At 62.7% G+C, this 23,508-nt stretch carries 17 protein-coding genes; 11 read left to right on the plus strand and 6 right to left on the minus strand.

Annotated features, from left to right (window positions below):
- On the plus strand, positions 1-244 hold a 244-nt coding region (locus VHL31_RS10225), incomplete at its 5' end, for a hypothetical protein (protein ID WP_329661105.1).
- A gap of 167 nt (positions 245-411) precedes the next feature.
- On the opposite strand, the gene VHL31_RS10230 is transcribed toward VHL31_RS10225, so the two are convergent.
- The 3 genes from VHL31_RS10230 to VHL31_RS10240 all read right to left on the minus strand — a co-directional run bounded on the left by VHL31_RS10230 (position 412) and on the right by VHL31_RS10240 (position 2,658).
- The gene (locus VHL31_RS10230; protein ID WP_329661106.1) at positions 412-756 is read right to left on the minus strand and encodes a hypothetical protein; all 345 of its coding nucleotides are present in this window, start codon (positions 754-756) and stop codon (positions 412-414) included.
- A gap of 451 nt (positions 757-1,207) precedes the next feature.
- Positions 1,208-1,888, minus strand: coding sequence for a hypothetical protein (locus VHL31_RS10235; RefSeq protein ID WP_329661107.1), 681 nt, complete (start codon positions 1,886-1,888; stop codon positions 1,208-1,210).
- On the minus strand, positions 1,885-2,658 hold the full coding sequence (locus VHL31_RS10240) for an SGNH/GDSL hydrolase family protein (protein WP_329661108.1): 774 nt from the start codon (positions 2,656-2,658) through the stop codon (positions 1,885-1,887). Before VHL31_RS10240 ends, VHL31_RS10235 begins: the two co-directional genes overlap by 4 nt.
- Before the next feature lie 453 nt (positions 2,659-3,111).
- On the opposite strand from VHL31_RS10240, the gene VHL31_RS10245 reads away from it, so the two are divergent.
- Positions 3,112-3,246 carry a hypothetical protein gene (locus VHL31_RS10245; protein ID WP_329661109.1) on the plus strand — a complete coding sequence of 45 codons (135 nt, stop codon included), beginning with the start codon at positions 3,112-3,114 and terminating at the stop codon, positions 3,244-3,246.
- Between the two features lie 39 nt (positions 3,247-3,285).
- Here the strand turns inward: VHL31_RS10245 and VHL31_RS10250 are convergent, their stop codons facing one another.
- Positions 3,286-4,449: an acyltransferase gene (locus VHL31_RS10250; protein WP_329661110.1), complete on the minus strand. Its 1,164-nt coding sequence runs from the start codon at positions 4,447-4,449 to the stop codon at positions 3,286-3,288.
- A 131-nt stretch (positions 4,450-4,580) separates the two neighbouring features.
- Here VHL31_RS10250 and VHL31_RS10255 point away from each other — a divergent pair, with 131 nt between their 5' ends.
- From VHL31_RS10255 to VHL31_RS10285, 7 genes are all read left to right on the plus strand, one after another.
- Positions 4,581-6,443 carry a glycosyltransferase gene (locus VHL31_RS10255; protein ID WP_414653693.1) on the plus strand — a complete coding sequence of 621 codons (1,863 nt, stop codon included), beginning with the start codon at positions 4,581-4,583 and terminating at the stop codon, positions 6,441-6,443.
- Entirely contained in the window at positions 6,440-7,786 is a 1,347-nt protein-coding gene (locus VHL31_RS10260) for a DUF3131 domain-containing protein (protein ID WP_329661112.1), read from the plus strand. The genes VHL31_RS10255 and VHL31_RS10260 overlap by 4 nt, the downstream gene beginning before the upstream one ends.
- A gap of 14 nt (positions 7,787-7,800) precedes the next feature.
- The gene (locus tag VHL31_RS10265; protein WP_329661113.1) at positions 7,801-10,626 is read left to right on the plus strand and encodes a DUF3131 domain-containing protein; all 2,826 of its coding nucleotides are present in this window, start codon (positions 7,801-7,803) and stop codon (positions 10,624-10,626) included.
- Between the two features lie 71 nt (positions 10,627-10,697).
- Complete coding sequence (locus VHL31_RS10270) at positions 10,698-12,470, plus strand: peptidoglycan-binding domain-containing protein (RefSeq protein WP_329661114.1); 1,773 nt, start codon at positions 10,698-10,700, stop codon at positions 12,468-12,470.
- Positions 12,471-12,548: 78 nt separating this feature from the next.
- Positions 12,549-14,648, plus strand: a complete 2,100-nt coding sequence (locus VHL31_RS10275; protein ID WP_329661115.1) for a GAF domain-containing hybrid sensor histidine kinase/response regulator — start codon at positions 12,549-12,551, stop codon at positions 14,646-14,648.
- Positions 14,649-14,792: 144 nt separating this feature from the next.
- On the plus strand, positions 14,793-17,141 hold the full coding sequence (locus VHL31_RS10280) for an ATP-binding protein (protein ID WP_329661116.1): 2,349 nt from the start codon (positions 14,793-14,795) through the stop codon (positions 17,139-17,141).
- A 131-nt stretch (positions 17,142-17,272) separates the two neighbouring features.
- The gene (locus VHL31_RS10285) at positions 17,273-17,659 is read left to right on the plus strand and encodes a response regulator (RefSeq protein ID WP_329661117.1); all 387 of its coding nucleotides are present in this window, start codon (positions 17,273-17,275) and stop codon (positions 17,657-17,659) included.
- On the opposite strand, the gene VHL31_RS10290 is transcribed toward VHL31_RS10285, so the two are convergent.
- On the minus strand, positions 17,656-19,245 hold the full coding sequence (locus VHL31_RS10290; RefSeq protein WP_329661118.1) for a carboxylesterase/lipase family protein: 1,590 nt from the start codon (positions 19,243-19,245) through the stop codon (positions 17,656-17,658). The genes VHL31_RS10285 and VHL31_RS10290 overlap by 4 nt on opposite strands.
- Before the next feature lie 70 nt (positions 19,246-19,315).
- Positions 19,316-21,088 carry a glycoside hydrolase family 3 protein gene (locus tag VHL31_RS10295; RefSeq protein WP_329661119.1) on the minus strand — a complete coding sequence of 591 codons (1,773 nt, stop codon included), beginning with the start codon at positions 21,086-21,088 and terminating at the stop codon, positions 19,316-19,318.
- A gap of 396 nt (positions 21,089-21,484) precedes the next feature.
- Between VHL31_RS10295 and VHL31_RS10300 the strand changes: the two genes are divergently transcribed.
- Both VHL31_RS10300 and VHL31_RS10305 read left to right on the plus strand, forming a co-directional pair.
- Positions 21,485-22,600, plus strand: coding sequence for an endo-1,4-beta-xylanase (locus VHL31_RS10300; RefSeq protein ID WP_329661120.1), 1,116 nt, complete (start codon positions 21,485-21,487; stop codon positions 22,598-22,600).
- A 160-nt stretch (positions 22,601-22,760) separates the two neighbouring features.
- The coding region (locus VHL31_RS10305; protein ID WP_329661121.1) for a response regulator at positions 22,761-23,508 on the plus strand (748 nt) is incomplete at its 3' end.

The raw sequence follows: 23,508 nt of genomic DNA on the forward strand, positions 1-23,508 counted from the left end.
AGCATTGGCAGGGGCGTGGCTGCGGGCACCGGACCGGATGGCGCTGGAGACGTTTGTTCGCCTGAAGGCGCTGGAGCGCCAGGACCTGGCGGCGATGACCGGCGCGCAGCTGTCGGCGCTCAACAAGCTGGGCGGCCTGCTCGGGCTGAACCCGGCCGAGCGCGCCAGGATCAGCGTGCCGCCACCACCGCAGGAGGAGGATCCCGATGACGTGTTCTTCCGGCCCCGCGTCGTAGGCCGGTAGGGAAGACGCCATTGTAGCTTGTCATCGCCACCAGAAGCGGCGCTGTCACGCACCGTTTGCCTAAGCTGCAGGAGCGGCGGAGAAGCATGGCAGCACGATCGTGATCCGGGATAGGTCACAAGGGTGGCAGTTCGTTCGTCTGCATCTGGCTTCGGGCTGATGCCTTCTCACCGCCGCTGCTCTCCCGTCATCGCGACAACCCTGCCTTGGGAGAGGGTGAAGGTCCTGGTGGCGAAGCCTGAACAAAGATCCGCGCCGGCATCCGACATCCGCCGGTCATCCCGCCAGTAGTAGCGGGTCTCGACGACCAGGCGATCGGGCGTATCGTCGAGCACCTTGGTCTGGGTCACATCCATGGATGGTGACACACAACGAGCCCCATCTTCCCAGGCATTGGCAGCATAATAGTCATGGATCGAGGCAATCGCACCTGGATGATCTGGCACCTGCACCGCGGCACAGCCCGCAAGGACAAGGCCGCCTGCCAGAACCAGACAGCGAAGCATGTTCATCAGGATGGTCCTCCGGGATTGTTCCGCCGCCGGGAAGAACATGACGTCAGCTTGATCGTGCCGACGCAACGGCGGATTCTCATGGTCAGGCCATCATGATCGACGTCGAGCTACCGACAGCGGCGCTGACACAGCCAGCGCCATCACCCACTGGCAGCGGTGGACAGACACAGCAGGTGCCTGCGCATTGCCAGATTGTGTGCTGCTCCACCTCTGGCTATCGCCGAGACCGTGCATCGGCATGCCGCATTGATGGGTCTTCGAGGGGCAAGCCTCTGAAAGGCTACGGATTCCAGCCTTGAATTAGAAACTAGCCTAGATGCAGCTTGTCTGTTCAGTTGGCCAATTATGACGCCCGGCGCCCAGTGTTGAACCGAACCCTCATGACGGTGGCTGAGTCGGGGCCGGTGCCATTCCTGTTCAATGCGGAGAGCATGTTGCCATGACGCTCCTAACGGACAACGGGCGGCACGTTATCGGTTCGGTCCAGACGGGATCCTGACGACGAGCTGGGTGCGGCGTAGAGCGGCCGCTCTACCGATTGCAGCAGGGGCTTGAGCGTGGTCAGCGGTAGGGGGATCTCATGCCCGATGCCGACTGGCCACTCGGTAAACCTGATGATCATGGTCTGCCCGGCCATGATCTGCTGATAAGTCTCAGGCGTGACAGCAACCCGCGCGCTTCCTGCATTATAGTTCCACGGCATGTCGATCGTCGGATTATCATCGATTTCCACATCACCGTGACGGCCCGGGTAGATATCCCCCGATAAGGATATATTATCGTCGGTTACAATGATCCTAGCAGACTGCGTGCAGCCATACACATTACTGTAGGTAATGGTGTAAGCTGGGAAGCAGAATCTCTTGATGGCGGCGCTGTCGACGCAAGTGCTTTGCCATTGAGATGGGCTAGAACGGCCATCGTCGGTGAAACTTGGCGCTGCTACCTGGTGGCCGCAGGCAGAAAGGACCATCGCAGCGGTAAGCAACAACAACGATCTCTTCACAGCACCCAGAGCGCTTAGAAGCCGAACTCGATCAACGTGCAGTGACAGGCTGATCGTGCTGGCAGTGGCCGGTACGGCATGTGGAACAGGACGCAGGCAACCCTGGTCGGGCGCATAGCTCACGGTGCAGCCGGCATGGTTGCTCTTGGCCTTGGCACCAGGCCTTCAGCCAACCCAGGGATCACGTCCGCCATGCGGATCCCCAGGCATTCATAGCTGCGATCGGTCATATGAAGCTGATCGGCCCCCACGACTTCATCCTCATAAAGGCTGCCTGAACTGATCCACCAGGACATCAGGTAGTGCCGATCGAGGAACGGAACATTGTTTTTCAGGGCGATGGCACGCAGGGCGTTGTTCATCTCTATCATGGGCTTGCCCCTGGCCTCGTCTGCAACTGGCTGGAGGGACAGGAGGGCCAGTCGGGCACCACTGTTCTGGATGCGCGTGATACCGACTTGCACTTGCTCCATGACCGTGACGGCATCACGCACATAGATCGTGTCGTTGGTGCCGAGCTGCCAGATCACCAGGTCCGGCGTAAGCGAGAGGACGTCACGGTCCAGGCGGACCAGATTGTCAGCTACCACCTCTCCAGCGACGCCGCTGTTGATGACCTCAATGTGCTCGTCCGGAAAGCGACGGTCGAGAACCCGCTGAAGCTGAAACGGGTAGTTCTTGGCCGGGACGGTAGCGCCGATACCCTCGGTACTCGATGAACCCAGCGTGACGATGCGCAAGCCCGCAGGAATGGTCTCGAGCATCGGCAAGGGCTGGCCGTTGCCCAGGTAAGCCCAGCCTTCAGGCGGCGTGCCACAAGTATCGAATATAGAATCACAACCTGACAGGATCAGGAGGATAGCCGAAACAAAAAAAAGCTTAAAAGTGCGCATTAGTTTCAGCGATAGATGGTGGACATGAACACAATAGATGTCCCATCAAGGATGTCGCAAGCCCGTCAGCGTCTTGCTGATGCCGACGACGCTGCGAATGAAGATACGGCCTGCTGTCGATATCAAGACCTATTTGCCCGAGGGATCGCGATCTTCATCAAATCGCTTGCTAGCTTGCACTGTCGGTGGGAACCGCCGCAATAGGCACACTCAAGTGCAGCTTACCTAAGCAGATACCACATCCTTCAGCCGCACGGGCACACGAGTAGCGGGAACCAGGGTTGAGCAGCACTGTCTTCCATCTGGGATGATCGCGATGATCCCTCGCTCTTGGTTTCTCAGATGACCTACTCTGTTTCTATCGATGTCCTACACGATCACGGAAGATTCTCGCGCCTCCTGGCCACGCTGATCACCACAGGAGCATACGCAGACGCCGAATATGTGCTGGCGATGATGCGGACTGATATGGCCGAGCTTGGCCATGTACCATCCGGCAGCGACTGGCCGAGCCCGGGGCAGGCGTCCCCCCCGAACTGGCCGATCTACGAGGCTGCCCTGCGCTGGTGCCGGAGCTTCCGCTACTGAGCAGCTCTCCATCTTCCTGGCAGGAAGAAGGAGCTATCCTCAGCCGCCCGTACTCGCAGCCGGAACAGGCGCCTGAGGCCTGGGTGGCGCTGGACGGCTGGTCCGGGCGAGACCGATGGTCCAGGACAGTAACGGGATCCGGGAGACCATCATGACCAGGAGCAGGGTGCTGGCGAGCACCAGGGAGAACTTCACGCTGGCCATCTGCCAGGGCCTCAGGTCCCACGGTGCGATCATGATCTCGACAAGGTCCATCATGATTGGGTGCATCAGGTAGATGCCGAAGCTGAACGGCGCCAGCTGCGAGAAGATCGGCGGGAATGGCTTGTGCCGCAGCGACATGATCCCTAGGAACAGGAGCGGCGGCATCAGATAGTCGGCCCAAAAGCCCGGCGTGAAGTTGTAGGCCCAGGTGCCCGTCCGGATGATCTGGTAGGCGTAGACCAGCTTCACCATGAACAGCGAGGCCGCAAGCAGGAGCACCACCCCGAAGATCTGGCGCCCGGTATTTGCGTCGAAGTCCCGCTTGAGGATCCCGTAGAAGCTGGCGGCCACGATCCCGTAGCCGCCATAGGTCAGGATCTTCGCGACACGGACGAGGTAGTCGAGGTAGGGCGTCCCGGCGAACGTGCCGTAGAGCCACTGGTCCAGGACCAGCTTGGCAGCCAGGAAGACGAGCACCATCACGCCGAGAATTGGCTGCCGCACCGCCAGGACATAGGCCGGGAACAACAGGATCATGCCGAACAAGGTCGGCAGGAAGTGCATGTGGTACTGCACGTTCCCGAGCAGGAAATAGCCGACCCAGCTCCAGGGGTCTCCGAGTTCGCCCAGCAGAGCCGGCGCATAGCCAAAGTAGCTGGCTTTGATCAGACGGTAGAAGGCATAGAACACGACCCAGAAGGCGAACGGCACCAGGAGGCGTCGAGCCTGGTCCTTGATAACGGTGTCATAGGGGCGGGGGCGCCGGTCCAGCGCCATGAGCAGCAGGAAGAGTGAGATCACGAGGAACAGCTCGGTCCGCGCGATGTAGACGACCGATCGAAACAGGATGGGCGCGATCCGCTCCCCGATGGGGTAGGCAGGGAACGGATTGCCGCTGGGATCCGACGTCGAATGCACGGCGACGATGCAGATGCCCGCAAGCAGCCTCAGCGTGTCCAGCCAGACGAAACGGGAGGCTTCCGAAGTCCGATTGGCCATTGCCCTCTCGCCACAGACGGAACAGGCACTATCTGGTTCTTGTCAGGGGGAAGAACCAGGGCGATGTCCACAGAAGAGTTGGATTTCGCCAGGTTCATCATGATGATGATGCGCATATAAAGTGATTTAATATGACGTTCTACTTCACGCGCTATGAAGACCGGACACCACCTCCTCCAGTGCCGCACTCAGATACGCGAGAGATGTTGTGGCAGTTTCTTGCGACCATATCTCTTGGTCTAGGCGGATGGTACATTGGCTGGCGCTGGCTGGCGTCCCTGAATACAGACGCCTTGTGGTTCTCCATCCCCGTCGCCTTGGCTGAAACCCTTGCTTATTTCGGTCTGATTTTATTTACAATAAATTTGTGGAAGACGAGCGATCCACCTATTCTCCCACCTCCAGCGCGCATTGCCGAATGTGTTGGCGACCCGGACGGGCCTGATCGCCCGCTTGTCGTCGATGTGTTCTTCGCGACCTACAACGAGGATCCGGAACTCGTCCGGCTGGGCATCCAGGACGCCAAGCGGATCCGCTACCCTCACCCCATCGATATCCATATTCATGTTCTGGATGACGGCAAGCGTTCAGCCATGGCTGCGGTCGCCCGCGAGGAAGGCGTCAACTACATCACCCGGCCGAGCAATATCGGGTACAAGGCCGGCAATCTGAGGAACGCTATCGAGCAGACGGGCGGCGATTTCATCGTCATCTGTGACGCCGACACGCGGCCTTTCCCGACCATCCTTGAACGAACGCTTGGCTACTTCCGGGACCCGAAGATGGCCTGGGTGCAGACGCCCCAGTGGTTCTTCGATCTGCCCGACGGCCGGCCTCTGTCGGCCGTGCTGGGGCGCTATCTGGGCAAGCCGGGGCGGGCGCTCGGTCGGGCCGTCGAGCGGGTCGTCGGGCCGGTGCAGGTCGGGCAGGATCCTTTCGTCAACGATCCCCAGCTCTTCTACGACATCATCCTTCGGCGTCGAAACTGGGCGAACGCCGCGTTCTGCTGTGGTGCCGGGTCGATCCACCGGCGCGAGGCGGTCATGGAAGCGGCGCTCCGGAGCTATGCGCTCGCGATCGAGAACGAGTCGACCGACACGATCAACCAGACCCGCAAGCTCCTGGATGAGACCACCCTGGATCCTGTGGTCGAGGAACTGATCCGCCAGGAAGCGGCGATGGCCGTCGAGGTGACGCCCTACAAGTTCCATGCCTCGGAAGACATCTTCACCTCCATCGTCCTGCACAGCGACCACGAGCGAGGCTGGAAGTCGGTCCAGCATCCTTATGTCGAATCGAAGATGCTCTCTCCCCAGGATCTGCTGACCTGGGCCATGCAGCGGTTCCGCTATGCCGGTGGCAGTCTCGACATCCTGTTCCACGAGAACCCGATCTTCCGCAAAGGCCTGAGCCTGCCGCAGAAGATCATGTATGGCTCGACCTTCTATTCCTACCTGGGCGGAATCTGGAACACCGTCTTCCTGCTGGCGCCGATCATCTATCTGCTGTTCAACGTCGCGCCCGTGTCGGCCTACTCGACCGATTTCTTCGTCCACCTGCTCCCGTTCCTGATCGTCAATGAGCTGGCGACGATGGTGGGCACCTGGAACATCGCAGGCTACAAGCCGAAGGTGGCATACCTGAACTTCTTTCCGATCAATCTGCGCGCGATCTGGACGACGCTGCTGCGCAAGGAGATCAAGTTCAAGGTGACGCCCAAGAACCGTCAGGAAGGCAACTTCCTTTATCTTGTCTGGCCGCAGGTCCTGGTCATCGCGGTGACGCTGGTAAGCCTCCTCTTCGCCTTCGTCTGCTGGTGGTTCGGCCTGCGCGACTACAAGCTGGGCGCGCTGCTAGCCAACCTGTTCTGGGGCGTGAACAACGTGCTCGCCATGCTGCCGATCGTCACCGCTGCCCTCTACCAGGAAACGGAGCCGGAAGCCGATAGCGCGGCTGGAATGTCCACTGCTTTCACGGAAACGGCCAGCTCATGACGTTCCGGGACGGCCTGTATCGTGCCAGGGGCCACATCGTCTTCCTGCTGGGCCTGCTCGTCAGCTTCGGCATCATTATCGCGCTTGAGGGGCTCGAAGCCGAACAGGCCGCACCACCCGAGCAAAACTTTCAGACAGCGCAGATGCAGGCGCTGCTCACGGCGGCAGCGGCGGCGCCGGTATCAGAACCTGCACCGCTGCAAGCTGACCATATGGCCTGGGGAAAGCTGGCCTGGGGTTACTTCGAGCAGAACATTCATCCGGAAACCGGGCTGCCAGGCTCAGTCGACCGGTTCTTCGGCGTGACTGCCTGGGAACTTGGCTCGTTCCTGAATGCGATGGTCTCAGCAGAACGGCTGGGTCTGATCACCCGGCAGGCTTTCGACACCTACCTGACCAAGGCGTTGGACTCGATCGCCAGGCTGCCCCTCTACCAGGGCGCCTTGCCCAACAAGTCCTACGACATCCGTACCCTGTCGATGACGGACTATAACGGCAACCCGACCGATACCGGCATCGGCTGGTCGGCCCTCGATATTGCTCGGCTCCTGATCGCCTTCGAGATCGTCCAGATTGGTTACCCAGACCATGCTGCAGCCATTTCGAAGATCGAGACCAGCTGGCGATTGGACCAGCTATTGGCCGCAGGCGCGATGGTCGGGAAGACACCGGACGAGCCCGAACCTGTCCAGGAGGGGCGACTGGGTTACGAGGAGTATGCTGCCAAGGGGCTGGTGCGGCTTGGGCTCGATGCCTACCGGGCGCTCGAGGTTGCCGATACAGTTGAGTTTGTTGATGTAACCGGGGTACCGGTCCCAGTGGACAGCCGCGATCCAGAGCGCTTCAACGCCGACGTTTGTACCACCAGTGATCCTTATGTGCTGGAGGGGCTGGAACTAGGTCTCGACACCCGCTCGCGTGCATTTGCCTGGGCGGTGCTGCGGGCACAGGAGGCCCGTTCCAAGGCTTCAGGCATTCCTACGGCGGTGAGCGAGGGGCATGTTCCAGATGCGCCCTATTTCGTGTATGGCTGCGTGGTCGGCAATGATGTGCCCTGGGCGGTCCTGTCGCCCCAGGGTGAGCGCTTCGACCAACTGCGGTTTCTTGACACCAAGAGTGTGTTCGGCTGGTCAGCGCTGTTTCCCAACTCCTATACGGCAAGCCTCCTGACAGAGGTCTTTCCGCTGAACGACCCAACTCGAGGCTGGTTCACCGGGCGGTTTGAGGCCAACGGTCATGCCAACGGGTCAATCACCACCAACACCAATGCGATCATTCTGGAAAGCCTGCATTTTCGAGCATTCGGGCCTCTACTTACTTTCCACAGCCGCGCTGAGCCATGAGGAAGCGGTCTACCATGCTGTTCAAGCGTTCCCTGCTCCTGATTACAGGTCTCAGCACAGCCTTGATGATTGGCAGCGTGGCGCCGCCGACGGTCCTGGCCCAGGAAGGTCTGGCAACACCAGCCTTGGGCGGCACAGGCGACACAGCTGCCTCGCCGGTCGCCGAGGGAGGGGACGGTCCCTATGTGCGGCCGTACCAGGCACGCCGTGGCCCGCTCAGCCCTCAGGAGATGGAGATCGCGCGGCGGGCCTGGAAGTACTTTGCCACCTTCACCCAGGAGAAGACCGGGCTCGTCAACGCGGTCGGTCGCTATCCTTCCACGACCCTGTGGGACACAGCTTCCTATGTCAGCGGTGCCGTCGCCGCTTACGAGCTCGGCATCATCCCGAAGAGCGAGTTCGACCTGCGGATGTACAAGCTCCTGGGCACGTTCAGGAAGCTGAAGCTCTTTCGCGGCGAATTGCCCAACAAGGTCTACCAGACTGAGACGGGCGAGATGGTCGATTATGGCAACAAGCCCGGCGAGGTCGGCTTCTCCGCCCTCGACATCGGCCGGTTCCTGGTCTGGATGCGGATCCTGAAGGACCGCTATCCCTATCTCGGCAACTCGGTCGACGGCGTGCTGCTGCGCTGGAACTACAGCAACGTCATCGACGAGAACGGCACGCTCTACGGCGCCAAGGTCGGCAAGAAGAAGGAGACCGTCTATCTGCAGGAGGGCCGGCTGGGCTATGAGGAGTATGCCGCCAAGGGCTTCATGCTGTGGGGCTTCAAGCCAACAGCAGCGCGCATGGCCAAGCCGCTGGCGACCATCCCGATCTGCGGCGTCGACGTGCCTTATGATGCCCGCGACCCCCGGGTGTTCCAGACCCAGAACTACGTGGTGACCGAGGGTTACATCCTGGACGGCATGGAGATGAACTGGGACCTGCCGGGCGACTTCAGCTCCGACGATGCCACCCATACCGAGGGTTGGCGCGCGGAGTTCGCCGACCGGATCTACAAGGTCCAAGAATGCCGCTACGAGACCACCGGGATGATGACGGCGCGCAGCGAGCACAATGTCCAAGGCGGCCCGTTCTTCGTCTATGACACGATTTTCTCATCAGGCTATGCCTGGAACACCGTGAGCCCGAGGGGCGACTATTCGCCTGATTATGCTGCCGTCGCGACCAAGGCGGCGTTCGGCATGTGGGCGCTGTGGGATACGCACTATACGGGCATCCTTTACAACGCCATTTCCGACCTGTTCGACGAAGAGCGCGGTTACTACGAGGGGCTGCTGGAGAACGGCGACGGCCCGATCGACGTCTTCACCTCCAACAATAACGGCATCCTGCTGGCTGCCCTCCTCTACAAGGCTCAGGGGAAGATCCTGACGCCGCCCCGCGAGCCCGGCGCCGAGGTATGGTTCACTGCCATGCGCGACGGCGACATGCGCGAACGCCGCAACCTCCCGGAGCAGCCGGACTGGTTGAAACCGGAGGCAATCGCGGCCGCCAAGGTGGCAGCGCCAACCGGCGCGCCGCCGACTTCGCCTGCCGCTGCCACAGCTCCCGTCGCAGCCCAGTCGGCAGCTACCCCGACGGCAGCACCTGTTGGGATTCCGCCGGCAGACAATCCAGCAAAGATAGCTGCCCAGCTTCGGGCTTTGCTGGAGGCCGGCTCGGCGGCTCCCATGCCCACACCCAAGCCACTGCAAGCCGACCAGCTGGACTGGGGCCGGCTAGCCTGGCGGTATTTCGAGCAGAACACCAACCCGGACACCGGACTACCGGGTTCGGTCGACAGCTTTCCCGGCATCACCGCCTGGGAGATGGGGTCGTACTTCAACGCGCTGGTGTCAGCCGAACGGATCGGGCTGATCGACCGGGCTGTCTTCAATGATCGAGTGACCAAGGCACTGGGTTCGATCGCCAGGCTGCCCCTCTACCAGGGTGCCCTGCCCAACAAGTCCTACGACATCCGCACCCTCGTGATGACGGACTATGGCGGCAACCCGACAGATACGGGAATCGGCTGGTCGGCTCTCGACATCGCCCGGCTGCTGATCAGCTTCAAAATCGTTGAACAGGGTTATCCGGAACACCAGGTTGCCATTGCACAGATCAGGAATGGCTGGAAGCTGGGCCAGCTCGTGTCGAACGGGGTGCTGATGGGTCAGCCCATCGAACTGCCGCAGCCGGTGCAGGAAGGACGCCTCGGTTATGAGGAGTATGGTGCCCGAGGTGTGGTGATGGCCGGGTTGGATGCCCAGCGTGCCCTTGAGGTCCAGGATACCTTGCGCTTCGTGGAAGCCGCAGGTGTGCAGGTACCTATTGACGCGCGTGATCAGCAGCGATTTGGCACCTACGTCTGCACGACCAGCGAGCCCTACATCATGGAGGGGCTGGAATTGGGCTTTGACGACCGGTCACGGGCGTTCGCCTGGGCGGTGCTGCGTGCCCAAGAAGCCCGTGCGAAGGCCTTCGGCATTCCCACCGCACTAAGTGAAGGCCATGTGCCTGGCGACCCGTACTTCGTCTATGGCTGCGTGGTGGGCAACGAGGTCCCCTGGGCTGTGCTCTCGCCGGACAGCAAGCGCTTCGACCAGTTGCGCTTCTTGGATACCAAAAGCGTGTTCGCCTGGTCCGCCCTGTTCCCCGGCGTCTACACCGATAGTCTGCTGCAGGAGGTCTTTCCGCTCAACGACCCGACCAAGGGCTGGTTCACCGGCCGCTTCGAGACCGGCGAGACCAACGGCAGCATCACGGCCAACACCAACGCCATGATCCTGGAAAGCCTGCATTTTCGTGCATTCGGGCCGCTGATGACGCCCGTTGGTGCCGCCAACCCATGAGGCGGCAGGTCTGGCCGGCCTCTCTCTTCCTATCGGGCGTGCTGGCGCTTCCAGCTGTTGCGCAACAAGCCGTGCTCGACACCGCCAAGCCCTTCGCCGAGGGGGCCGCCGAGATCGAGCAATACCTGCGCGGCCCGATCGGCTGGCCGACCTACCAGCAGGGCATGGCGGGCGAATCGTTCTACCGTTTCGACCCCGACGGCTATGCCCGCTTCGACCCCACGGAGCGGCTCGACCAGGATCATTGGGAAGTTACCTGCACGGCTGAGCCGGTCGACTGCAAGGGTCAACGCGGCCTCGTGCATCTGACCATCGGCAAGGACGGCCGGCTGGGCCTTGCGGTTAACGGAGCGGGAAACGATGTGCGCTACAGCCTGGATGACGCCGAAGCACCGGCGGCAACCACGGCAGAGATCACCAGGCCCGATCGGATCGGCACGTTGTTCGCGGCGAGCAGGCTCGTGCCGGCCAACGGCACACAAGCCCTGCCGATCGATGGGCTGGAAGCCGCCGCGGTCTATGTCCGATGGGCGGAGAACGGCCAGGCCGACGAACTGGCGTTCGACGCGAATCCGCGTCGCCCGTTCGGGCAGGTGCCGAAGCCAAAGCCGGCAGCACCTGCTGCGGATGCAAAGGCGCCGCCGCCTGCTCCTGCCGCCACGGCCTCGGCTGCGGCCAAGCCCGCTCAAGCGCCATCGACGGCTTCCACGCCCGGAACAACGCCATCGGCAGCCAAGGCTGCCCCTCCGGCTGCGCCGTCAAAGCCAGCGGCCGCGGCAGTCGCCATTCCCGCTCCCCCTGCGGCTTCAGGTGGCCCGGCGTCCCAGGCGCAGATCGCCACCACGGCGCCGGCCGCGGCCAGCCCTGCACCAGCGAAGAGCAGCAAGCCGTTACCTCCCGCCGCCGCTAGGGTCGCCACAGGTGCGGCTTCTGGAGCGGCGCCGGATGCCGCACCCGTGCTGCGAACCGTGCAAGCGGCCCTTCCGGCTGCATCTGCCGACAAGGCGCCTACGCCCCCCGCTGCCGGTACGCGCGCAGCGGTTGCCGACGGATCGACGCCGCCGGCGCGTCCCAAGGCCGCGGCGGGCAGAAGCGAACCCTTGCCTGCTGCCGGATCCCAGGCTGCCTGCGAGCCCGGTCGGATCGCGCCCGCCAAGCTCCAGAAACCCATCGATTCGCTTCGGGGTCTGCAGGGTGTCCATGTGGTGACCGACTTCCTCATGGAGCCGCCTGCCTTGAAGGGCAAGCTGCGCCGGGAAGTGGAGGCGGCCTTGCGGAGCCGGTTCGAGACGGCTGGCATCCGGCTCCTGAGCAAGGACGAGGTCGACGAGGTGCCCGGCCGGCCACAGATGGAGTTTTACCTCACGCCGGGCGATGCCGCCAAAGGCTGTGTATTCCGTGTCTGGATGAGCCTCCGCCAGGAGGTCGTTCTGGGCCGGGATACCTCGATCCATCTGCTGACGGGAACGTGGGGAGACGGGGGCGTGGCGCGTCCTGCCAGCGCCGGCAGTGCGGAGCTCGAGACGTTCACCTATTACATCGAGCGATTCGTCGCCGACTATCGTGTCGCAAACGGATCCACTGCCGCGCCACCTGCCACCAAAGCCAACGTACCTGCGTCCCCGCCAAGTGCGGCGGAGGAGAGCGAGGATACAGTCCGCGCGCTGCAGATCCTGCTGCGCGACAATGGTTATGATCCGGGCACGATCGACGGCCAGATGGGCCAGCGGACACGAGGTGCCATCGAAGCCTTCGAGCGGGACAATGACTTGCGCGTCACCGGTGCCCCCAGTTCCGCCGTGCTGGAGCGCCTCCTGGCAAGACGACCTGAGGGACCGACCTGAACGGATACAGCATGTGGACCGGACGCATCTGCTTGGCTATCGCTCCGGGGCCAGACACTCGAACGCAGGAGCCCGCCCTTGCCTGGCGCCCCCATTCCGGGCGATGAGGCCGAGCGTCTTCGGTCCCTCATCTCCTGCAATATCCTCGATACGCCAGCGGACCCGCGCTTCGATCGCATGACCAGGCTGGCGGCCCGTCTCTATGACGTGCCGATCGCTCTGGTGTCGTTGATCGACAAGGACCGGCAGTGGATCAAGTCGGCGGTCGGGTGGCGCGCAGGCAGCCAGACGCCGCGCGACCAGGCGTTCTGCGCCTATGCCCTTCTACTCCCGACAGAACCTCTGGTGGTCGAGGATGCAACTCTTGATCCTCGCTTTGCCGACAACCCGCTGGTCACCGCACCCGGCGGCATCCGCTTTTATGCCGGCATGCCCCTGCCGGACCTGGAGGGACGGGCGCTCGGGACCCTGTGCGTGATCGACAGCAAGCCGCGCAAGTTGGAGCCTAGTGACATCGAGTCCCTCATCGAACTCGCCGGTGCCGTCTCGTCCATGCTGGAACTGCATCGGAGCGTGAACGCGCTCCAGGAAAGCGAGGCACGCGCAAGGCAGCATGCGGAAGAGCTGCAAGTGGCGCGGGAGAAGGCGGAGGCGGCGGACAGCGCAAAATCCATGTTCCTGGCCGCCATGAGCCACGAGATCCGCACGCCCATGACCGGGGTGCTAGGCATGGCTGACCTCCTCGCGGAGGAGACCCTGACCGGCAGGCAGCGAAGCTATGTCAGTGCCATCAGGACCTCTGGTCGGCACCTGCTGAGCGTCATCAACGACATTCTCGACTTCTCGCGAATCGAGGCAGGCGGGCTGACCCTGGAGGAGTTCGACTTCTCGATAGGCGACCTCCTGGAGCAGGTCCGGTCGGTCATGGCGCCGCAAGCCGTCGAGCGCGGCCTGACCTTGAGCTTCGAACTCGACGAGCATTCCCCACCTGTCGTTCGCGGTGATCCCACCCGGTTGCGGCAGATCCTGATCAACCTGGTGGGCAACGGCCTCAAGTTCACGAGCAATGGAGGCGTGCGGCTCCAGGTCCATTGCCATCGCATCGAGAACGACCAGATCAGGTTTCGCTTCGAGGTCAAAGACACCGGGATCGGCATCCCGAAGGCTCGTCAGGCCGAGCTGTTCACCGCCTTCACACAAGCCGACCTGTCCACCACCCGCCGCTACGGCGGTAGCGGACTTGGTCTTGCCATCTGTCGGCGGCTGGTCACGGCCATGGGCGGCACGATCGGTTTTGAGAGCATGCCAGGACAGGGCAGCACCTTCTGGTTCGAGGTGCCGTTCCAGCCCGGCGATGTCGTGACCGTGCGGGAAAAATCGACGCTCAAGCCCTCTGAGCTTCCCATGTTAAAGCTGCTGGTGGTGGAAGATGTCGACATCAACCGGGACCTGATTCAGGCAACCCTCGGCCGTCACGGGCATGACCTCACGCTTGCCGTCCATGGTGCCGAAGCCGTCGAGAAGGCAGGAGAACAGGTCTTCGACGTCATCCTGATGGACGTCCAGATGCCGGTCATGGACGGCATCGAGGCCACCAGACGGATCCGCAGCCTGCCGCCGCCCCATGGTGATGTTCCCATCCTCGCGCTCACAGCCAATGTGATGGAGAGCGAGAAGCATCGCTGTCTCACTGCCGGCATGAACGGCGTGCTCACCAAGCCGATCAGCTGGCTTGATCTGTTCGATGCCCTGAGTGGACTGGCTTCGAAGGGTATGTTGGCAGTGGCGCCAGATCCCGCCGCAGCGCCGGAACCGTCTCCTGCTCCTACACGACAAGAGCACGAGCTCCTCGATCATGGCCGGATCAAGGGATTGCGTGGGCTGGCAGGAGAAGCGAAGTGGGCGCTCTTCCTGCAGAACGCCATGAATGCGACGGTCAGCCAGCTCGCCGGGATCCAGGGCAACCGCGAGGATTCGGCCACGGTAATACGTTGTGCCCATCAACTGGCCGGCACCTCGCTCAGTCTCGGACTTGCCCGGATCGGCATGCTAGCGCGGGAGATCGAGCATCATGCGACCGATGGGTTGCCCATCGACGAACTGGTCGAGAACCTTGAAGCCGCCGTCCCGCAGACCCGCGAGGAGCTGATCCGGGTCGGCCTGCTGACACCGGCCTGAGCGTCGGGTGCAGGACGGGCGGACCGACCCTTCCCTGGAGTGTCCTCCGTATAGCGGATGGACCGATGGGTACTGGCACGATGGGCGGACGCCGGCATTGATCGGGAATGGCAGTGCCTGGCTGCCAAGGTGGCCAGCTTTGCGATGAAGATACGCACCATTCTCAGCACCCTAGTCCTGTTCTTGGGCACGGCTCTCCTGGTGAGCGTGGCGCTGAACATCAATGCTGCCCGACGGTCCTGGAGCGAGGCACAGCGTTCTGCCATCGCCGAACGAGTCAGATCCGAGCTCACCCAGAGTGCCGCGACCTTGGCCCGTGAGCGCGGACAGACCTATCTCGAGCTTCACAAGCCGGATGCCATCAACCTGGACGCGGTAGCCGAATTGCAGGATCTGCGTAGGACATCGAACGTCAGGCTCCGGGACGCACTCAAGGGCGTCAAAGAGCCAGATATCGCACCTTTCGTGCCGCGGGATGCCATCGCTACCGTGGCGAGCAAGCTGCTGGAGCTTGACAAGCTGCGGAGCCAGATCGACCGCTTGCTCTCCCTGCCGCGCACGAACCGGCCAAACGATATCGGCGATCAATGGTTCTCGGCGGTGACCGATCTCATCGCCAGCTCACAGGATCTACGATTCGCGCTGCTTCGGGCACTGCCCACGGCCGACAGGCTCCTCGCGGACAACAGGTTGCTCCGGCGGTTCGGCTGGATCGTGGGCGAGCAGGCTGAACAGGGCCAGGCGCTGCTGGCTGGTGCCATGGCCGAGAACCGGCGGCCGACGGACCGGGAGTTCGCAAGGGTCGCCGTGGCTGACGCCCGCATCGATCTTGCGTGGGATACGGTTCGCGATATAGCCCGGGCCGGCATGCCGCCTTCCATCATCGACTCTGTGGTGGCGGCCCAACGAAGCTATTTCAATGACCTGATGAAGCTGCGCGAGCAGATCTACTCTGCGGCGCGGCGGCAGCAGCCCTATCCAGTCACCGCCGAGCAGTGGTTCGATCAGGCCGGTGGCGCCATCGATACGCTCAACGCGATCCAGACCGTCTCCGCCCAGGAGACCTATGAACGGGTTGCCGAGCTTCTCGCCAGAGCGAAGCGCAACTTGTTCATCTGGGCGCTCATCGGGCTGCTAGGGGCCCTGGCGGTCGTGTTCTGCCTGTTCGCGCTGGAGAAGAGGGTCCTTCGGCCGCTCCGTGAACTCACTACGGCCATCGGGCGCCTTTCCGAGCGAGATACCGCCATTAGCGTTCCGAAGCCAGTCCGCGGCGATGAACTGGGGGCGATGGCCAAGGCGCTCCGCTCCTCCAGGGCAAACATGCTGTGGACGCAGCGCCTGCGGGCCGCGAGGGACAGGCTTGAGCGGCAGACGACACAGGCGATCAGGGACCGGGAGATCCGGTTACAGGCGATGTTCGACAGCGTCAGCGACGGGATCATGACGCTTCATCACTCTACCGGTGTCATCGAATCGATGAACATGGCGGCATCCCGGATCTTCGCCCTAGATCCCGAGACAACCAAGGGAAGACAGGTCACCACCATCCTGCCGGATCTGGATGTCCGGAACTGCGTCGCAAAGGCCAAGCAGGACAGTGAAGGAGACCGTCTTCTGGGGGTGCCGCACGAGATCGTGGGCCTACGTTCGGATGGCAGCGTCATTCCGATCGAAGCCACTCTAGTCGAAACGCCTTTGGCCAGCGGTTCCGTCTTCACCGTTTCGCTCCGCGACATCACCGAGCGCAAGAAGGTGGACCGGATGAAGAGCGAGTTCATCTCCACCGTCAGCCATGAGCTGCGAACGCCGCTGACATCCATCCGCGGCTCATTGGATCTGCTGCTGAACACGCGTGCCGGGGATCTTTCCCAGCAGGCACGCTATCTGGTGGACATGGCGCGACGGAATGCCGAGCGCCTGCTCCTGCTCGTCAACGACATCCTGGACGTGGAGCGGATCGAGAGCGGCCAGCTTAGTTTCTCCTTCCAAACGTTCGATCTGGTGCCGCTCATCCGTTCCGCCATCGAAACGAACCAGAACTTTGCCATCAGCCAGGGCGTGAAGCTCAGCCTCGTCCAGGCGCCTGAAAGCTCCTACGTATCCGGTGACCCGGACCGGCTGATGCAGGTCATGGCGAACCTGCTCTCGAACGCCGCCAAGTTCTCCGGACAGAACGCGAACGTGACGGTCGAGGTGATCGAGGAGGGCGATTTCGTCCGGACCGTGATCCATGACACTGGACCTGGCATTCCACCGGACTTCCATAGCCGCATCTTCCAGAAGTTTGCGCAGGCCGACAGCAGTGACAATCGCAAGCAGAGCGGCACCGGGCTCGGGCTCAGCATCAGCAAGGCGATTGTTGAACGGCATGGCGGTCGGATCGGCTTTGCCAGCCGGCCAGGCAGCACACAGTTCTTCTTCAGGTTGCCCCGCGTGGCCATGCTGCCGGACCTGGAGGAGGCAGATCCGGCTCACAGCCCGATGGCATCTTGAACTGAAGCTGGTAGAGCAGCCGGCGCACACGCTGCGCCGCCAAGGCGCTTTGTGATGGCACGTTGCGAGCCTTCATCTGGTTGTGATGCAGGCGGCAGTGGGCTGTTCGCCCTGAGGCCAGGCGGGGAAAGATGGTCGTCCTGAACAGGGTCATGTACGTGGACGATGAAGAGGACCTGCGCTCCATCGTCGAGATGTCCTTGCAGATGGTGGGCGGGATGGAGGTGCATCTTTGCACCAGCGGCCAGGAAGCCCTGGCGCGTCTGCCCGAGATACGTCCTGACCTCGTGTTGCTCGACGTCATGATGCCGAACATGGACGGGCTGCAGACGCTGGAAGCCATCCGGGCCACTCCCGACTTTGCCAACCTGCCCGTCGTCTTCATGACGGCCAAGATCCGCCCGACCGAAGTAGCCCGGCTGCGGGACCTGGGGGCGGCAGACGTGATCGCCAAGCCGTTCGACGTCATGCAGCTGCCTGACCAAGTGCGCGAGATCTGGTCGCGCCTGCAGACCTAACCGCCTGACCGGCGTTTCAGCGCGGCCTCCAGCACCTGACGCTCCCGGCGATCGGGATCATCCGCGGCGCGGCACTGGTCGTCGAAGATCATCACCGGTCCGGCATCCGGCTCGAAGCGCGGCCAGTTGGGAAGGCCCGCATGGTTCGGATCCCCTTGGCGGGCGAAGGCGACCCAGGCATCGGCCATCCTGGCAGCCAGCGCCTTTGAAGCCTCGCCTCCGCCGGTTGCCGTGTTGGCAAGGTCGGTATTGTCGAAAACAAAGGGAAGATCGGCGCAATGGAAGGCCCGCGGCCGCCCGTCGAGGACAGGAGTCCGCCAGCCGAACCAGTAGAGATGGACCGGCGCGCCTGCCTGGGACTGCCGCTTGGCTTGGGTGATCGCGTCCGTCCGCGGGCTGAGGATCAGCGCCATGAGCTCGACGGGCTTCGCGGACTGATGTGCCGCCCGATAGGCATCCAGCACCTGCGCCGTCCGTTCTCCCAGCTGCGGCTGCAGCCGTGCGGCCACATCCTCCAGGGCCATCTCCTCCAGGGCCGGCTCGGTAAGGCTGGGACTCCGCTCATGCATGGTCGTGCCGACGATCATCGGGATTCTAGCTGCCCAGGCGGGAGCCGCCGGTCCGAACGGATGATCCACGATGTCATCGCCATCGATGGTCGGCTGCCAGTTGATCGTGGACGATGGCACGGACCGCGCCGCCGCCAGCTCGTTGCGCGCACGCGTACCCGCTTCGACGAGCTGGACCGCCGGCACGTCCTGCAGTTTTGCCAGGTCAGCCTTGTCAAGGCCTAGGGCGCCGAGCGTCGCGTCGGCAAGGGCGGCCGTATCCGCCGTTTCACCCAGCTTCAGTCGTGAGCCGCTCTGGACGATCGCCTTGTGGAACAGGCCCCGAGCGGCAGGCATGACCATCAGGGTGTTGATCTTCCAGCCGCCGGAGGACTGCCCGAACAGGGTGACGTTGTCCGGGTCGCCGCCGAACGCCTGGATGTTGGACCGGATCCACTCCAGTGCCGCGACCAGATCCAGCATGCCGACATTGCCTGCCTGGGCGAGGTCGTCCTGCTGAGCAAGGTTGAGATAGCCCAGCGCACCCACCCGATGGTTCACGCCGACCACCACTACGTCGCCACGGCGGCTGAGGTTCTCACCGTGGTAGGACGGCAGCTCATAGCTGGAGCCGGCATAGAAGCCGCCGCCATGCAACCATACCATCACCGGCCGACGGCCGCCGCCTGCCAGGGACGGCGTCCAGATATTGAGGTGAAGGCAATCCTCGCCAGGATAGCCTTCGTTCCAATCCATGACGAAGGCGAGCTGGTCGTTGCGCCATCGGGGTGCCTGCGGGCAGACCGGTCCATAAGCCAGCGTGCTGCGGACACCGCCCCATCCCGGATGGCGTGCCGGCGGCCGGAAGCGTGCCCCTCCGGCCGTGGTCGCCGCATAAGGCAGACCTCTGAAGCTGTGGATGCCGTTGCGGCGGAACCCTTGGACCCTGCCTGACTGGGTCTCGACGGTGGGGGTATCGGTCGTCAGCGTCGCGTGTGTAGGCCCATTGTCGCCGCTGGCAAGGCTGCTGCCGGCCAAGCAGGCGGTCCCGATGCCGCTGCCAACAGCCATGGCAAACCCGCGCCGGTTCAGTAGGAATGGAGCCAGCTCAGTTCTCCACCAGTTCGCCGAGTTCCTTCGGCTCGGCATAGGTCAATCCGTAGCCGTAGGGGAACAGCGGGTTGTAGGAAGGATCACCACGGTTCACGACCTGATCCGGCACCTTCGGCCAGGAAAAAGACAGCCTGCCCTGGAAGTCATGGGCCACCCGACCATCGCCCGTGGCGAACAGCACGTCCGCCACTCCGCCTCCCTCCGTGCCCGGAAGCCAGGCCGCGACAAAGGCATCGGAAGCGTTGATCTCCGGGTTGACCCAGAGAGGACGTCCCGAAAGGAAGACTGAAACGAGCTTCACGCCGTCCGACTTCAGCCGCTGCAACAGTTCCAGGTCCTTGCCGTTCAGCACGTGGTAGGCCGTTGTCTTCCGGTCGCCCTTGGTCTCCGCGTAGGGATCCTCGCCAAACACCACGATCGCCACGTCGGGCCTGCTCGCGTAGCTGCCGTCGACGGCAAGATCGGCAGAACCGCCGTGCCGTTCGACCGCGTCCTTGATGCCGGCATAGATGGACTGGCCGTTCGGAAAGTTCTCGTTCCTGGTCCCGGTCCCCTGCCAGGTCACGGTCCAGCCACCGGACTGCTTGCCGATGTCATCGGCCCCGTTGCCGGCGACCAGCACGCGCTGCCTTGGCGAAAGAGGCAGCAGCCCACCATCGTTCTTCAGGAGCACCAGCGACTCGCGCACCGCCCGCCTTGCCAGCGCACGATGGTCCGGCGAGCCCAGCACCGTGAACTCCCCGGCCTCCGGCCGCTCCGACGGGCGGGGCAGCTCCATCAGACCTGCGCGCAGCTTGACCCGCAGGATCCGCCGTACCGCGTCGTCCACCCGATCCATGGCGATCTGGCCGGCCTTCACCTGCGCCAGCGTGTTCGCGTACAGCTCCTTCCACCCGTCCGGCGCCATGAGCATGTCGACGCCGGCATTGACCGCTTGCGGGCAGCTGGTCTTCGAGCAGCCCGGAAGCTGTGCATGGCCGTTCCAGTCCCCGACGACGAAGCCGTCAAAGCCCATGCGCTCCTTCAGGATGCCGGTGAGAAGATCACGGTTGCCGTGCATCTTCCTGCCCTGCCAGCTCGAGTAGGAGGCCATCACCGTCTGCACGCCGGCTTCCAGGGCCGCCACATAGCCCGGATTGTGCACGTCGCGCAGTTCCTCCTCGGAGACCCTGGCGTCGCCCTGATCCTTGCCTCCATGGGTGCCGCCATCACCCAGGAAATGCTTGGCGGTCGCCAGCACATGGCCGTTGCGCAGGAACCCGGGGCTGCCGGCCCGTCCTTGCAGCCCTTCGACAAATGCCCTGGCGTAGAGGGCGACGATCTCGGGATCTTCGGAGTAGCTTTCATAGGTGCGGCCCCAGTGATCGTCCCGTGCGACCGATACGGCCGGGGCAAAGGTCCAGTCCTCGCCTGTGATGGCGACCTCGCGGGCCGTTACCTGCCCGATCTGACGCATCAGGTCCGGATCGCGCGCAGCTCCAAGGCTAATACTGTGCGGGAAAATGGTGGCGCCGATGATGTTGTTGTGGCCATGGACCGCATCGGTTCCCCAAAGTAGCGGGATGTAGGTGCCACCCCGCGCACGGTTTGCGTCATGGAAGGCGTCGGCCAGTGCCAGCCAGTCCTTGGGCGGCGAGTAATCGTTGCCATTGGGCCCCGAGGTGCCGCCACTCAGGATCGAGCCGAGAGGATAGTGATGTAGATCTTCGGGTGTGATGCTGGCGATGTCGGCCTGAATGATCTGTCCAACTTTTTCTTCAAGGTTCATGCGGTGAAGCAGGTCTGCCACACGTACTTCAAGATCATTGTTGTACAGCACTGGCTCGACTTTTGGCCATATTTCCGGATGGACGTTAGCAGTGGCTTTCTGTACCGTGGACTTGTCCTGTGCACAGGCAGGCTGCGTTGGTGCAGCGAGGGCCAGTCCGATCAATAGCAGGATGCAGGTGCGGCGACAGTGCAGCCGGCCTGTTCGACTTGGCAGGCTTAACATGCACTCGGTCATCCTTACCCTCCTGAACCTTGAAGAACGGCTTGTGGCTCCAGCGCAAAGATTGGTGCCAAGGTACCGGCCTTTGAAGGTACTAGGTATCTATACTTAACTGTAGTCATTGGCGTGCTTCTGCGAGACGCACGGTTACCGTCAGTGTTGTAGGAGCATTCCATGTTGAATAGGCGTGACCTGCTTCAAACTGCTTTTCTGGGAGGAGGTGCAGCGCTGTCCTCTGTTGCGCAGCCAAACGTCGTTCACGCCGCTGGCAAGGTCACGTCCCTGTCGGCGCTCGCCAAGCAGCGTGGCATTCTGTTCGGCACCGCTATTGGTCCACTCGTCGCGACGAACGAGGCATATCGGAAGATCGTGGTGGCCGATGCCGGCATCGTTGTGCCGGAATACGAGATGAAGTGGCGGTTCATCGAGAAGACCCAGGGCGTCTACGACTTCTCCGCCGTCGACCGGCGCTTGGCGTTCGCCCAGCAGAACGGCATGGCCTTTCGCGGCCACACGCTGGTCTGGCACGAGGCCCTGCCGGACTGGTTCTCCGGCGCCGTGACGGTCGACAATGCCAAAGAGGTGATGGCTAGCCACATCACCAATGTAGTCGGGCGTTACAAGGGCCAGATCCATTCCTGGGATGTGGTCAACGAGGCGATCGACGTGACCCCATCGGGCGTGGGCGATCTGCGCAACACGCCTTGGCTGCAGATGATCGGACCAGACTATCTGGAGATCGCGTACAGGACGGCTGCTGCTGCCGATCCTGGCGCCATGCTGGTCTACAACGATTATGGCCTGGTCTATGCATCCAGCGGCGGCGACGCCAAGCGTGCGGCTACGCTGCGGATGCTGGAGCGGCTGGTCTCTCGGGGCGTGCCGATCCATGCCGTGGGCCTGCAAGGTCATATCGAGGCACCGATCCGCAACTTCGACCCGAACATCCTGTACCGCTTCTGCATGGACGTGGCAGCGCTCGGCCTCAAGATCATGGTCACCGAGCTGGATGTCTCGGATCAATATGCCCCCGCGGATATCGCTGTCCGCGATGCCGTGGTGGCCGATGCCTACAAGGCCATTCTCTCCTGCGTCCTGTCCGTGCCTGCCACTGCCGCGGTGATCACCTGGGGCTTGAGCGACATCCATACCTGGCTGAGCACGTCGCGGCCGCGTAGCGACGGCCTGCCGGTGAGGCCGCTCCTCTATACGGACACCATGCAGAAGAAGCCCGCATGGGATGCAGTGGCTAGGGCTCTGTCTACCAGTTCTACAAAACGATCCCGCTGAAACTGATCGATTGGAACGGCTGTTGGCGCGGCGGCGTTCATTCTGAGATCGGGGGCGGCTCACCAGAACATCCTGCCCTTGGTCATTGCGAGGATGCTGCCTGCAGTGCCTTTGGTGGTGCGCTGCAGAGCCAAGAAGGTTCATCTGGAAAACACGGTTCATGATCCTTGGATTTGAACACTCCGGCGAACCGGATCCGATCGATGCTCTCGCTGCCCTGGCGCCTCGTGTACTGCTTGCTGAAGACGACTTGTTGATGCAGCAGATCATGACGACTGTCCTTGAGGCCATCGGATATACAGTTATCGCTGTCAGTGATGGGCTGGAAGCACTGGAGGTATTGGAACACACGGAGATCAATCTTGTCGTGACCGACTGGATGATGCCGCATGTGGACGGAGCCGAACTCTGCCACCGGGTACGATCAAGGCCTTTCCGGAACTATGTCTACATCATTCTCCTGACCGGCCGGGACGACGAGAAGGCTCTGGTTGAGGGCATGGAGGCCGGTGCCGACGATTTTCTGACAAAGCCGCCCGATCCCAACGAGCTTAGGGTTCGCCTCAAGGCAGGCGAGCGAGTGCTGAAGCTGGAGCGGGAACTCGCCAGCCGCAATACGAGGCTGACGTCGGCCAACAAGCAGCTGCGCGAAGCGCACAGCCAACTGGAGCGGGACTTGGAAGCTGCCGCGCGCGCGCAGCGGAGGCTTCTGCCCCAACCCGCAGAACTGCCAGGGCTGCGTTACGACTGGCTTTTCCTGCCGTCGAACCACGTGGCCGGCGACACCTTCAACATCATGCGGCATGGAGCGACGTCGCTTGCCTTCTTTCAGATCGATGTCGCTGGACATGGCGTACCGGCGGCGCTTTTGTCATTCACCCTCCAGCGTCTTTTGTCCGCGGGAGGTC

The sequence above is a fragment of the Geminicoccus sp. genome (assembly GCF_036263595.1).
In the GTDB taxonomy this organism is placed as follows: Bacteria; Pseudomonadota; Alphaproteobacteria; order Geminicoccales; family Geminicoccaceae; genus Geminicoccus.